Raw genomic sequence first — 13,682 nt, 5'->3', positions numbered from 1 at the left:
GCGCCTGCCCGAACGCCGATCGCGAGGAGCCATCCCATGCCCGCGTCCCTCTCCTTTTCCGTCGCCGCCCCCGGCGGCCCCCGCACCGCCCGGGTCGTCCACGAACGGCGCGGCGCGGGGCGGCCGTTGGTACTGCTGCACGGCATCGGCCATCACTGGCAGGCATGGGAGCCGGTGCTGGACATCCTCGCGGTCGACCGCGAGGTGATCGCCGTGGATCTGCCCGGCTTCGGGGCGTCGGACGCGCTGCCGGACGGCATCCCCTATGACCTCGACGGCGTCATACGGGTGCTCGGCGCGCTCTTCGAAACCCTTGGCGTCAAGCGCCCCGACGCGGCCGGGAACTCGCTGGGCGGGCTGTTCGCCCTGGAGCTGGGCCGACTCGGACTCGTACGGTCCGTCACCGCGCTGTCCCCGGCCCAGTTCTGGAACGAGACCGAGCGCCGCTACGCCTTCGGCGTGCTGTCCGCCATGCGGGCCGGCGCGCGGGTGCTGCCGCCGCCGCTGGTGGCCCGGCTGGCCCGCGGCGCCGCCGGACGGGCCGCGCTGACCGGCGCCATCTACGCCCGGCCCACGCGGCGTTCACCGGCCGCGGTCGTCGCCGAGACGCGGGCGATGCGTGAGGCGGTCGGCTTCGACGCCACGCTGGCCGCCGGAAACTCCGAGCTGTTCAGGCATGACATCCCCGATGTCCCGGTCACCATCGCCTGGGGCTCGCGCGACCGGGTGCTGCCGCGCCGCCAGGGCGTCCGCGCCAAGCGGGTCATCCCCGGCGCCCGGCTGGTCCGCCTCCCCGGCTGCGGCCACGTGCCCATGAACGACGACCCGGCGCTGGTCGCCCGCGTCATCCTGGACGGCAGCCGCTGACGACCGGCTTTCCGCCCGGCACCCCGGATCTCCCGCTGTTCCCGCGCGCCGCCCGGTCCGCGGCCCCGTGGGTGTTCCGTACGGGGCCGCGCACCGCGCCGCATACGGCTACTGGCCGACCAGACCAGGACGCAGGACCTTGGTGAAGAGCACCTTGCCGCCGTCCTCGCGCAGCCGGACCGTCATCTCGGCGCTGTCGCCGTCGATGTCCACCTCGCCGTAGAACTGGAAGCCCTCGGCGGGCGAGACGTTCGCCACGGTCGGCGCCTTGACGAAGGGCTGCTCGGGGCCGAACGTGCCGTCCAGCTTCACCGAGGGGAAGGCACCCGCGTTCAGCGGACCGGAGACGAACTCCCAGAACGGCGCGAAGTCCTTGAACGCCGCCCGCGAGGGGTCGTAGTGCTGCGCCGAGGTGTAGTGGACGTCCGCCGTCAGCCACACCGTGCCGGTGATCTTCCGGTGCTTGATGTGCCGGAGCAGGTCGGCCATCTGCAGCTCACGGCCGAGCGGGGCGCCCGGGTCGCCCTGCGCGACGGCCTCGAAGTCGGTGTCCCCGTCCGGGACCACCAGACCCAGTGGCATATCGCAGGCGATGACCTTCCACACCGCGCGCGACCGCGACAGCTCGCGCTTGAGCCACTCCAGCTGCTCGGCGCCGAGGATGCCCTGGGCGTCCTCCGGCTGACGGCCGGGCGAGTTGGGGTCGCGGTACGTGCGGCAGTCCAGCACGAAGACGTCCAGCAGCGGGCCGTGGTGCTGGACCCGGTAGACCCGGCCGCTCGCGTCCGGCCGCAGCGTGCTGATCGGGAAGTACTCGGCGAACGCCTGGCGCGCGCGGGCGGCCAGCACGTCGACGTTCTTCTCGGTGTAGCGGTCGTCGACCAGGATCTCGCCCGGGTACCAGTTGTTGAGCACCTCGTGGTCGTCCCACTGGGTGATGGTCGGCACCTCGGCGTGGAAGCGGCGCAGCGCGGAGTCGAGCAGGTTGTACCGGAAGTTGCCGCGGTACTCGTCGAGCGTCTCGGCGACCTTGGTCTTCTCCGGGGTGATGAGATTGCGCCAGGTGGAACCGTCGGGCAGCTTGACGGTCTCGGTCATCGGGCCGTCGGCGTAGATGTTGTCGCCGCTGCACAGGAAGAAGTCCGGCTCGCGGCGGCGCATCTCCTCGAAGATGCGGTAGCCGCCGTGGTCCGGGTTGATGCCCCAGCCCTGCCCCGCCAGATCGCCCGACCAGACGAAACGCACGTCCTTACGGCGCTCGGGAACCGTGCGGAACGTGCCGTGCACCGGCTCACTGGTGCGGCGCGGGTCCTCCGGGTCGGCCAGCAGCACCCGGTAGTGCACCTGGCTCCCGGCGGGCAGGCCGTGCAGCGCGGTGCGGCCGGTGAAGTCGGTGCCGGGGCCGACCAGCGGGCCCCGCCACCGCTTGGCCCGCGTGAAGGACTCGGTCGCGGACGTCTCCACGATCATGCGGGCCGGACGGTCGGAGCGGACCCACACCAGCCCCGAAGACGTTGTCACATCGCCCACCTGAACGCCCCACTGGGCGCTCGGCCGCCCCGACAGCGCCTGAGCGGGCGCGCCGGACGCGGCCGACGCGGCCGATGCCACGGCGGGCACCGCGAGCGCCGCCGACGCGGCCGCCGATCCCTGCAGTACCGTGCGCCGTCCGATCCCTCTGCCGGATTCCCGCCCCATGGTGCCCTCCAGTTGCTCCTAGAACTGCTGTGCTGTTGTGTTTGTTATCGGTGCAAGATGCCGCGCTTACGAACGCCCAGTGAATAACCGTGCGCCCGCACCGGGGAAGTGCCCCGCGCGGCGCCCCCGAGAAGGCACCGTAAGGACGCCACGTTCCCGCGCTGGGCACCGTAAGGGCACCGCGTTCCGGCGCCGCTCGCCGTAAGGCCGCCGCGTACCGTACGGGCATGGGATCCACCGACGCCCCCGGCCCGGCCTCCCGTCTCACCTATCCGGAGGTGGGCGCCACCCGGCGGTGGCCGCTGCCCGCCGGCTATCGCCATCTGCGGGTGCGGACCCATATCGGCCACGGGCGGGGCACGTTCGAGGCGGCCGGGCGGGCGGTCATGGACTGGCGGATGCACCGGGCGGTGGGGGTGTCGATCCGCGCCACGGATCCGGTCGCCACCCCGGGCCGGCCGGTCGTGGTGGGCCTGGGGGTCGGGCGGCTGCGGCTGCGCGCGCCGTGCGAGGTGGTGTGGACGGTCGCGGAGGAGACGCGGACCGGCTTCGCGTACGGCACGCTGCCCGGCCATCCGGAGCGCGGCGAGGAGTCGTTCCTGGTGGATCTGGAGCCGGATGGCTCGGTGGTGCTGACGGTGACGGCGTTCAGCCGCCCGGACTCCTGGTTCAGCCGGGCCGGCGGGCCGCTGGTGCCGCTCTTCCAGCGGGCGTACGCACGGCGTTGCGGCAGGGTACTGCGCAGGTGGGCGGTAGGGTGACGGAACCTCGGACTTCAACCTTTTGATTTCGGACAAAATAAGCTTCTGTTATCAGATGCGCCCTTAACCCATAGGTCACAGTCCGTTCGTGATCACGCAACACCTGTGCGCGAGGGTGTTTGCATGACATTTCGAGCGACCCCCGAGACCCCTTCCCGGCACCGCCCCCGCTGGCGGCACGAGCTGGTCGCATGGTGGTCACGGCGCCAGGACCACGCGCCGCCGGGCAGCTCACCCTCGCCCGCGGCCGACGCGCACAACGCCCACGCCGCGGGCGCCCCGGAGACCACGGCCCCCGAGGCCACCACGCTGTGGCGGATGCGCACGACCGTAAGAGACGAGCCGGGTACCCTCGCCGCGCTGTGCGCGGCGCTGGCCGGGCACCGGGTCGACATCCTGGCCCTGCAGACCCATCCGCTGACCGACGGCACGGTGGACGAGTTCCTGCTGCGCGCGCCCGAGGCCCTGCCGTCCACCGAGCTGACCGACGCCGTCGCGGCCGCGGGTGGCAGCGACACCTGGGTCGAGCGGGCCGACGCCCACGACCTGGTGGACGCGCCGACCCGGGCGCTGACCCTGGCCACCCGTACCGCCCTGGACGCCGCCGAACTCCCGCTCGCCCTGCGCCATTTGTTCGGCCGCTGCACCATCCGCTCAGTTCCCGCCAAGTCCTTCAGCGGCCGCTCCCTGGAGAGCACACCGCCCGCCGAAGGTGTCCTGGAGGAGACCGTGATGCGGCTGCGCGATCCGTCCGGCGGCGCGATCGTCATCGAGCGGCCGTATCTGCCGTTCACCCCGACCGAGTTCGCCCGGGCCCGCGCGCTGGTCGAGCTGGACGCCCGGCTCGGCCCGCGGATCCCGCACGACGGTGATGTGCTGACGCTGCCCGAGGGCAACGCCATCACCGTGCGCCGCGCCGGCACCGGCGACCTGGCCGCGGCCCGCGAGATGCACGCCCGCTGCTCCCCCGCGACGCTCGGGCTGCGCTACCACGGACCGGTCGGCGACGCCGACCGCTACCTCGCCCATCTGCTGAGTCCGCGCTTCGGCCGCACCCTGGCCGCGTACACCGCCTCCGGGCGGCTGGTCGCCCTCGGCCATCTGCTGTGGGACGGGGACGAGGCCGAGGTCGCGCTGATCGTCGAGGACGAGTGGCAGCGGCGCGGCGTCGGCGGGGAGCTGCTGCGGCGGCTGGTCGCGATGGCCGCCGAGACCGGCTACGAGAGCGTCTACGCCGTCACCCAGTCGGCCAACACCGGCATGGTGACCGCGATGCGCTCCCTCGAACTGCCGCTGGACTACCAGATCGAGCAGGGCACGCTGGTGATCAGCGCCCGCCTGGACTCGGCACCGGCACCGGCACCGGTCCCGCCGCTGCCGCACTCGCGCTGAGACCGGCCGGGACATCGCTGTAGGCCGCGCGCTCCGCCCGGTGGGCGCCGCGCCCCGCCGGGCCGCCGTCGAGCGCCTGGTCCAGATCGCGCCACACATCCTCGACGTCCTCGAGCCCGACCGACATCCGCAGCAGCCGGTCGCCGATCCCCGAGGAGTGGCGGTCCCCCTCGGCCACGATCCGGTGGCTGATGGAGGCCGGGTGCTGGATGAGGGTGTCCACGCTGCCCAGGCTGACCGCCGGGGTGATCAGCCGCACCCCGGAGATCACCGCATGCGGGTCGCCGCGGGTCTCGAAGGCGACCATCGCCCCGCCGATCCGCGGATAGTGGACGCGGGCCACCCGGGGATCGGCGGCCAGCCGCCGGGCCAGCTCGGCCGCGGTCGCCGAGGCGGCCCGCATCCGTACGGGCAGCGTGGACAGTCCGCGCAGCAGCAGATATCCGGCGAGCGGATGCAGCACCCCGCCGGTGGCGAACCGCACCTGCCGCAGCGCCCGGGCGAACTCCTCGTCGCAGGCCACCACGCCGCCCATCACATCGCCGTGTCCGCCGAGGTACTTGGTGGCGCTGTGCAGGACGGCGCTCGCGCCCCGCTCGGCCGGGCGCTGCAGCACAGGTGTGGCGAAGGTGTTGTCCGCGAGCAGCGGGACCGTGCCGCAGGAGTGGGCGACGGCCCGCAGATCGACTTCGGCGAGCGTCGGATTGGCCGGGGTCTCCACCATGACGAGGCCGGTGTCGGGGCGTATCGCCTCCGCGATCCCGGCCGGATCCACCCAGGTGACCTCGGTGCCCAGCAGCCCGGCGTCCAGCAGATGGTCGCTGCATCCGTACAGCGGGCGGACCGCGACCACATGCCGCAGCCCCTGGGCCCCGCGCGCCAGCAGACACGCGCTGAGCGCCGCCATACCGCTGGCGAACGCGACGGCGCTCTCGGTGCCCTCCAGCCGGGCCAGGGCGGTCTCGAAGCGGGCCACGGTGGGATTGTCCAGGCGGGCGTAGACGGGCGGGCCGTCCGGCCGGGCGCCGGTGGCGGCGAACGCGTCGATCCTGGCGGCCTCCTGGCGGCTGTCGTACGACGGGTAGGTCGTCGACAGGTCCAGGGGTACGGCGTGCAGTCCCATGGCCGGAAGGTCCTCGCGCCCGGCATGGACGGCCTCGGTGGCGAACGCGTGCCGTCCGGCCTCGCCGCGCGAGCCGTGGCTGCCCGGCGCGACCCCCATACCCTCCGTGCTCTCCATGCTCTCCGTGCTCTCCCTGATGTCCATGCGTGAAGGGTGAACAACCACCGGACTCTCGCGGCTGACGTCCGTGCTACGTTCGGCCGATGGCCGAAACCATCGCTCTCGATCCGGTGGACCTCCAGATTCTGCGGCTGCTGCAGAACGACGCCCGGACCACCTACCGCGATCTGGCCGCCCAGGTCGGCGTGGCGCCCTCGACCTGTCTGGACCGGGTGGCCCGGCTGCGCCGCTCCGGCGTGATTCTCGGCCATGAACTCCGCCTGGACCCCACCAAACTGGGACGCGGTCTCGAGGCCCTGCTCTCGGTCCAGCTACGGCCCCACCGCCGGGAGCTGGTCGGCCCGTTCGTGGAGCGGATCCGGGCGCTGCCCGAGTCCCGGGCGCTGTTCCATCTGGCCGGGCCGGACGACTATCTGGTGCATGTCGCGGTGGCCGACACCGCCGATCTGCAGCGGCTGGTGCTGGACGAGTTCACCTCGCGCCGGGAGGTGGCCCGGGTCGAGACCCGGCTGATCTTCCAGCAGTGGAGCTGCGGCCCGCTGCTGCCGCCCGCCCGGGACGGCTCAGCAATCTCGTAGCACACCTCTGTTCCCGCTCGTCACACTCCCGTGGTGCTGACGCCGCACCCCGGAACGTACGAGGATGGGCCGCATGTCCGATACCAAGAACGCTCCGCTGCCCCGTCAGGTCGCCGACAGCTATGTCGACGCCCTCATCGAACTCGACCCGATCACCGGCACCTACCTGGGCGTTCCCGAGAGCTCCCGGCGCCTCCCGGACTTCTCGCCCGACGGGGCCGAGGCCGTCGCCGACCTCTCCCGCACCACCCTGGCGCGGCTGGCCGAGGCCGAGGCGCGCCCCGGGGCGGACAGCGACGCCGAGCGCCGCTGCGCCCGGCTGCTGCGGGAGCGGCTGACCGCCGAGCTCGCCGTGCACGACGCCCATGAGGGGCTGCGCGCGGTCAGCAACCTGAGTTCCCCGCTGCACTCGGTGCGCGGCATCTTCACGGTGATGCCCAGCGAGACCGAGGAGGACTGGTCGGCCGTCGCGGCCCGGCTACGCGCCGTACCGGCCGCGCTGGAGGGATACCGCGCCTCGCTCGCCGAGGGGCTGCGGCGGAGTCTGCCGGCCGGTCCCCGGCAGGTGGCCACGGTCCTCGATCAGTTGACGGAGTGGATCGGCACGGACGGCGGCTGGTTCGCCGACTTCACCGCCGAGGGCCCCGACGCGCTGCGCGGTGAGCTGGACGAGGCCGCCGCCACGGCGACGGGCGCGCTGGTCGCGCTCCGCGACTGGCTGCGCGAGACATACGCCCCGGCCATCGAGGGCGCAGCCGATGTGGTGGGGCGCGAGCGCTACCGCCGCTGGGCCCGGATGTGGAACGGCACCGATCTCGACCTGGACGAGGCGTATGCGTACGGCTGGTCGGAATTCCACCGTATCCACGCCGAGATGCGCACCGAGGCCGAGAAGATCCTGCCCGGTGCCAACCCGTGGGAGGCGCTGCGCCACCTCGACACCCACGGTGCGCATATCGAGGGCGTCGAGGAGACGCGGGTGTGGCTGCAGGAGCTGATGGACGAGGCCATCGAGGAGCTGAACGGCACCCACTTCGACCTGGCCGAGCGGGTCAAGCGGGTCGAGTCGATGATCGCCCCGCCGGGCAGCGCGGCGGCGCCGTACTACACCCAGCCGTCGGTGGACTTCTCCCGCCCCGGCCGGACCTGGCTGCCCACGATGGGCGAGACCCGCTTCCCCGTCTACGACCTGGTCTCCACCTGGTACCACGAGGGCGTCCCCGGCCACCATCTGCAGCTCGCCCAGTGGGCGCACGTCTCCGACCAGCTCTCCCGCTACCAGGCCACGGTCGGCATGGTCAGCGCCAACGCCGAGGGCTGGGCGCTGTACGCGGAGCGGCTCATGGACGAGCTGGGCTTCCTGTCGGACCCGGAGCGGCGGCTGGGCTATCTGGACGCGCAGATGATGCGGGCGCTGCGGGTGATCGTCGACATCGGGATGCATCTGGAGCTGGAGATCCCCGCCGATTCGCCCTTCCACCCCGGTGAGCGGTGGACTCCGGAGCTGGCGCGCGAGTTCTTCGGGCTGCACTGCGGCCGTCCGGCGGAGTTCCTCGACAGTGAGCTGGTGCGCTATCTGGGCATGCCGGGCCAGGCAATCGGCTACAAGCTGGGCGAGCGGGCCTGGCTGACGGGGCGGGAGGCGGCCCGTAAGGCGCACGGCGACGCCTTCGACGCCAAGAAGTGGCATATGGCGGCGCTGTCGCAGGGTTCGCTGGGTCTTGACGACCTGGTGGAGGAGCTGTCGGCGCTCTGAGCTTTTACTGAGCGCCGACGGGCGGGCCGCAATCCTTACGGCGTGCGGCCCGCCCACCCGCTGGAGCGCAGGCCCGCCCTGGAGCGCAGGCCCGCGTTCCCGCTGGAGCGCAGGCCCGCCCACCCGCTAGAGCTTGGACCCGCCCACCCGCTAGAGCGCGGCGGCCGTACGGTGGCGTACGGCCGAGCCCTCGCGGCCCTTGACGACCTCCAGCTGGGCGGGGATCCGCCGGCGCAGATCGGCGACATGGCTGACGATGCCGACCGTACGGTCCCGCTCGCGCAGCGAGTCGAGCACGTCCATGACCTCGTCCAGGGTCTGCTCGTCGAGGCTGCCGAACCCCTCGTCGATGAAGAGGGTGTCCAGGCGGACCCCGCCCGCCTCGTCGGTGACCACGTCCGCCAGGCCCAGCGCGAGGGCGAGCGAGGCGGAGAAGGTCTCGCCGCCGGAGAGGGTGGCGGTGTCGCGTTCGCTGCCGGTCCAGGCGTCGATGACATGCAGTCCGAGACCGGAACGGCCGCGTCCGCCGGAGCGGGCGTCGGAGTGCACCAGGGTGTAGCGCCCGGAGGACATGTGGCGCAGCCGGGCGCTCGCCGCCGCCGCGACCTGCTCCAGCCGGGCCGCCAGCACATACGCCTCCAGCCGCATCCTGCGCTCGTTGTCCGTGGAGGTGCCCGCGGCGAGCGAGGCGAGGCGGGCGATCCGGTCGTGCTCCGCGCGCAGCGGGGCGAGCCCGCGGGCGTCGGCGACCGCTTGCGCGGAGAGCGCGTCGAGGTCCTCGCAGCGGGTGCGGGCCGCCGCGTCCGCGGCCGAGACCTCGCGCAGCGCGCGGGTGGCCGCGTCGGCCGCCGTCTGCGCCGCCGCGGGGTCGGCGGGCGGCGCCTGCGCGGCGGCGAGCACCCTGGCGTCGGACAGCTCGGCCTCGGCCGCCGCCAACTCCGTCTGCCATGCGTCGAGACGGCGGCGCGCCCCGCGCTGCCGGTCCGGGGGCAGCACGGCCTCGGCGGCCTGCTCCGGGGTCTCGAACCCGGCCCGGTACGCGGCGTCGGCGAGCCGGGCGTCCGCCTCCTTCAGCCGGCTCGCGGCCGCGTCGGCGGCCCGCGCCGCCTCGGCGGCGCGGGCCAGCAGCCCCGCCTGCCGCTCGAGCCGCGCCGCGCGCTCGGCGACGGTGGCGTCCGCACCGCGCGCCTGCTCCAGTTCCGCCAGCAGCGCGGCCCGCTCCCGGGCCAGGGTTTCGCGGCGCGAGGTGCGGGCGGCCGCCCGCCGCTCGGCCTCCTGCCGCTGCGCCGTACGCCGTGCGTGCTCGGCCTCGGCCCGGTCCAGGGCCTCGCGGGCGGCGTGCCCGTCGGACGCCGCGTCACGGGCCTCGGCGTACGTGGCCCGCAACTCGGCCAGAGTCCGGTCGAGTTCGGCCGCGTCCTCGCCCTCCGCCGTGGCCTCGGCGCCCGCGTGGGCCTCCCGCAGTGCGTTCCGCGTGCGCTCGGCCTCCTCGCGGACCTCCTCGGCGCGCTGGTAGTCCGCCAGCGCGGCCTCCTCCGCCGTACGGTCCACATGCCCGGCCCCGGGCCGCGCCGGGCCCGGGTGCTCGGTCGCCCCGCACACCGCGCAGGGCTCCCCCGCGCGCAGCCCGGCCGCCAGCTCGGCGGCGATGCCACGCAGCCGTGCCTCCTTGAGGTCGAGCCAGTTCTGGCGCGCGGCGGTGGCCCCCTCCCGCGCCCGCCACAGCTCCTCCCGCGCCTGCCGCTCCTGCCCGGCGAGCCGGTCCCGCCGCCGGGCGGCCTCGAGGCGCCGCTCGGCGGGCTCGATCCGCCCGCCGAGCTGCTCGGCCCGGTTGACGGCCTCCTGCGCGGCCTCGACCCGCCGCTGATGGGCCCGGTGGGTCTCCTCCCACCCGGCGAGCCACTCGGCGGCCTCCTCGATCGCCTCGTCGTCGGCACGGGCCTCCCGGTCGAGCGCGCCGATCTCGCCAACCACGGCCTCCGCCCGCGCCTCCCCCCGCCGCGCGGCCCCCAACGCTCCAAGCTCCTCCCGCACCCGCCGCTCAACCCGCCCCAACCACTCGGCATCGGCCTCGCCGAGCACCGCGGACGGACCCGAGACGTACGGGTCGGCTCGACGGTCCCGCTCGCCATACGGCGCGTCAGACGCACCGGTCGGGCCCGCGGCAGCCTTGCCGCGACCCGCCCGGGGCCCGATCAACCCCGCCGCGCCCGAGTGCGGCGCGCCGTGGCCGCAGGACGTGGGTCCGGATGCCCACGACGACGCACCGCACGCCTCGGTGACGGCGTCTCCGTCGCCGGTAGGCCCTGTCCGTGACACACCGCGCCCCCGCGCACCAGGCCCGCCCGAGCCCGCACCCCGCGACGGCACACCCGAAGTGGCCGCCTCGCCAGACGGCGCGGGGACCGTCCCGGGCGTGCCGGTCCCGGAACCCGCCTGCCCATCTCCGGCACGCTCATCTGCCGCCCCATTCCCGGCGGCGGTGACCCGGCCGATGACGCGGGCACCCGACGCGCCCCCACCTGCGGAGGGGACGGCCCCCGGCGCCTGCGGCGGCACGCCCGGCGCTCCCGCCACCAGGGGCAGCTCCTGATCCGGCGTGCCCGCGGCGGTGCCCTCGCCTCCTGTGCCGCTCTCCGCGGCGGCCTGCCCTGACCCACCGGGCCCATCGGTCACTGGCCCCGTCCGTGCGACGGTGTCCTGCGCCAGGCCGGGCGCGTCCAGCCCCGGCTCGCCCGTTCCGGTACGCCCGGCCCTGACCGACTGCGCATCGACGGGACCCGGCGGCTCGGAGGCTCCCGCTTCACCGGACGACATCCGGCCCTGCGCGTCGTATGCGGTGTCCTCGTCGGGAGCCGCCCCGGCCCGGGCACCTTGCGCGCCCGCGTTCGGGGCGGCCTCCTCCGGGGACGCGGCGACCTGCGCGGGCAGGGGCGCCTCGGACGTAGCGGCCGGGCCGGCATGGGTGCGTTGGTCGGGGATGTCCGGGATCGCCGCGAGGGCAGTGGCCGCCAGGCCGGGTTCGGCGGTAAGGCGGGCGCGGGCCTGGCGTTCGGTGGTTTCGGCGGTGTGGTGGTCGCGGGCGGCTGCGGTGCGCAGGTCGAGCGCGGGGACCACCGCGTCGGCCGCGCGGGCTCGTTCCAGCAGCTCGCGCAGCCGGTCGTGGTCGGGCCGCTGCCGTTCGAGGTCGTCCGCCCGGCGGCGGGCCTCGGCGTGGCGGCGCTGCAGCTCGGCCCGTTCGCGTGTCGCGTCGGCGGCCCGCTGGGCGGCGTCGTGGGCCGCCTCGGCGGCCCGTACGGCAAAGAGCGCGATGTCCCGCCGTTCGCGCGCGCCGGTGCGGGCGACAGCGGCCCACTCCAGGACCGCGTCGGCCAGCCCCGGTTCACCGGGGGTCGGCTCGGGCAGCGGATGCCCGTCGAGCTCCGTGGTGCGGCCCGCCGCCTGCGCCATCCGGTGGGCGAGCGCGAGCAGCCGCTCGTCCCCGGTCGCGACCCGCTTCTCCACCGACCGCCGCAGCTCCGCCAGCCGTTCCTCGACGGCGGCGAAGCGGCCGGTGTCGAACAACTTGCCCAGCAGCTTGCCGCGCGCCAGTTCATCCGCGCGCAGAAAGCGGGCGAAGTCGCCCTGCGGCAACAGCACCACCTGGCAGAACTGCTCCCGGCTCATGCCGAGCAGCTGCCCCATCTCCTCGCCGATCTCCTGGTGGGAGCGGCTGAGTGCCTTCCACTGCCCCGGCTCGGATGCCGAAGCGGGCGCCGCTGCCGGGGCGTACTCACGCAGCAGGGTCTGCGCCTTCTCCCGGGTCATCCCCGTGCCCCGCTTCTTGGGGCGCGGCTGCTCGGGGCGCCGGGTGATCTCCAGGCGACGCTCCCCGACGGTGAATTCGAGAACGACCTCGGTCGGGGTCAGCGGTTCGGCGTGGTCGCTGCGCAGCGAGAGCCCATTGCCCTGGCGGGCGCCGGGCACCTGGCCGTACAGCGCGTAGCAGACCGCGTCCAGGACGGACGTCTTACCGGCGCCGGTCGGCCCGTGCAGGAGGAAAAGCCCGGCGGCGGACAGCTCATCGAAGTCGATCTTCTGGGTGGCGCCGAATGGGCCGAAGGCCGTGACGGCGAGCCGGTGCAGCCTCATCGCTCCACCTCCCCCGCCGTCGCCCCGGCCCTCGCCGTCGCGGTCGCGGTCGCCGCGGCGCCGTGCTCCTCGCCGGGCACAACCCCCTCGTGCGCCTCGTTCCGTACGGCCTCCAGCGCGTCGCCGAGCAGCGCGCGCTCCGCCTCGTCCGGGCCACGGCCGCCCCGTACATGGGCCACGAAGTCCTCGGCGATCTGCCGGTCCGAGCGGCCGCGCAGCCGCTGTGCGTACGAGGCGAGCGGATCCTCGGGGGGCCGCTCGGGGTCGAAGACCAGCGTGAGGACGTGGGGGAAGCGCCGTGCCAGCCGGGCCATCGGCTCATGCGGCCGCACCGCGTCGGTCAGGGTGGCCTCGACCCACGACTCCTCGTGGCGGTCGAGGTCCGGGTCGGCCAGCAGCTCCTCGATCCGGCCGCGGATCCGGGCCAGCGGGCGCGGCACCGGGCAGTCCACCCGTTCGCACGACGGCGCCTCGCCCGGCGCCCCCAGCTCCACCACCCACATGGACTTGCGGTGCGCCGCCTCGGAGAAGGAGTACGCGAGCGGGGAGCCCGAGTAGCGGATGCGCTCGGTGATGGTCTGGCAGCCGTGGAGATGGCCGAGCGCGGCGTAGTCGACGCCGTCGAAGACCTCGGCGGGTACGGAGGCGACGCCGCCGACCGTGATGTCCCGCTCGCTGTCGCTGACCGCGCCACCGGTGACGAAGGCGTGCGCGAGGACGACGGAGCGGGTGCCGGACGGCCGGGTGGCGAGGTCGGTGCGCACCCGGTCCATGGCGGCACCCAGCACCGCCGTATGACCGGCCGCGGAGGCGCCCAACTCCTCGCGCACCAGGCCGGGTTCGAGATACGGCAGACCGTAGAAGGCCACCTCGCCGTGGTCGTCGGAGAGGACGACGGGGGTGGCGCATCCGGCGGGGTCGGTGCGCAGGTGGATCCCGGCCCGGTCGATCAGCCCGGCGCCGACGCCGAGACGGCGGGCCGAGTCATGGTTGCCGGAGATCATGACCGTGGGCACGCCGAGGCCCGCGAGCCGGTGCAGGGCGTCGTCGAAGAGCTCGACGGCGGCGAGCGGCGGCACGGCCCGGTCGTAGATGTCACCCGCGACGGCCACCGCGTCGATGTGCCGCTCGCGCACGGTGGTGACGAGGTGGTCGATGAACTCCCGCTGCGCGGCAAGGAGACTGACCCGGTGAAAGGATCGTCCGAGGTGCCAGTCGGAGGTGTGCAGCATTCTCACAAGCGGTCTCCGACCTGC

At 74.4% G+C, this 13,682-nt stretch carries 9 protein-coding genes; 5 read left to right on the top strand and 4 right to left on the bottom strand.

The genetic code is table 11. The annotated features are described in order from the left end of the window. The first annotated feature begins 36 nt into the window (after window positions 1–36). Window positions 37–867 (top strand): alpha/beta hydrolase, encoded by an 831-nt coding sequence (locus CGL27_RS41205; protein WP_119992591.1) that lies wholly within the window; start codon window positions 37–39, stop codon window positions 865–867. Window positions 868–975: 108 nt separating this feature from the next. Here the strand turns inward: CGL27_RS41205 and CGL27_RS41200 are convergent, their stop codons facing one another. Then, window positions 976–2,565, bottom strand: a complete 1,590-nt coding sequence (locus CGL27_RS41200) for an alkaline phosphatase D family protein (RefSeq protein ID WP_119992590.1) — start codon at window positions 2,563–2,565, stop codon at window positions 976–978. Between the two features lie 227 nt (window positions 2,566–2,792). Here CGL27_RS41200 and CGL27_RS41195 point away from each other — a divergent pair, with 227 nt between their 5' ends. Together CGL27_RS41195 and CGL27_RS41190 are read left to right on the top strand one after the other, a co-directional pair. Further along, entirely contained in the window at window positions 2,793–3,326 is a 534-nt protein-coding gene (locus CGL27_RS41195; RefSeq protein WP_119992589.1) for a DUF1990 domain-containing protein, read from the top strand. Between the two features lie 123 nt (window positions 3,327–3,449). Continuing rightward, entirely contained in the window at window positions 3,450–4,718 is a 1,269-nt protein-coding gene (locus CGL27_RS41190) for a GNAT family N-acetyltransferase (RefSeq protein ID WP_119992588.1), read from the top strand. Here the strand turns inward: CGL27_RS41190 and CGL27_RS41185 are convergent. Continuing rightward, window positions 4,654–5,940 (bottom strand): PLP-dependent transferase, encoded by a 1,287-nt coding sequence (locus CGL27_RS41185; protein ID WP_119994800.1) that lies wholly within the window; start codon window positions 5,938–5,940, stop codon window positions 4,654–4,656. The genes CGL27_RS41190 and CGL27_RS41185 overlap by 65 nt on opposite strands. A gap of 104 nt (window positions 5,941–6,044) precedes the next feature. Between CGL27_RS41185 and CGL27_RS41180 the strand changes: the two genes are divergently transcribed. Beyond that, window positions 6,045–6,539, top strand: a complete 495-nt coding sequence (locus CGL27_RS41180) for an Lrp/AsnC family transcriptional regulator (RefSeq protein WP_078639306.1) — start codon at window positions 6,045–6,047, stop codon at window positions 6,537–6,539. Window positions 6,540–6,612: 73 nt separating this feature from the next. Next, a complete protein-coding gene (locus CGL27_RS41175) occupies window positions 6,613–8,295 on the top strand; it encodes a DUF885 domain-containing protein (protein ID WP_078639307.1) in 1,683 nt (560 codons plus the stop codon). A 150-nt stretch (window positions 8,296–8,445) separates the two neighbouring features. On the opposite strand, the gene CGL27_RS41170 is transcribed toward CGL27_RS41175, so the two are convergent. Together CGL27_RS41170 and CGL27_RS41165 are read right to left on the bottom strand one after the other, a co-directional pair. Beyond that, on the bottom strand, window positions 8,446–12,426 hold the full coding sequence (locus tag CGL27_RS41170) for an AAA family ATPase (protein WP_119992587.1): 3,981 nt from the start codon (window positions 12,424–12,426) through the stop codon (window positions 8,446–8,448). Beyond that, complete coding sequence (locus CGL27_RS41165; RefSeq protein WP_119992586.1) at window positions 12,423–13,664, bottom strand: exonuclease SbcCD subunit D; 1,242 nt, start codon at window positions 13,662–13,664, stop codon at window positions 12,423–12,425. Before CGL27_RS41165 ends, CGL27_RS41170 begins: the two co-directional genes overlap by 4 nt. Between the last annotated feature and the right edge of the window lie 18 nt (window positions 13,665–13,682).

The organism is Streptomyces sp. 11-1-2 (assembly GCF_003595545.1).
GTDB classification, from domain to species: Bacteria; Actinomycetota; Actinomycetes; order Streptomycetales; family Streptomycetaceae; genus Streptomyces; species Streptomyces hygroscopicus_B.
Note: the sequence above shows the minus strand (reverse complement) of the source record. Positions and strands in the feature narration are given on the sequence as shown.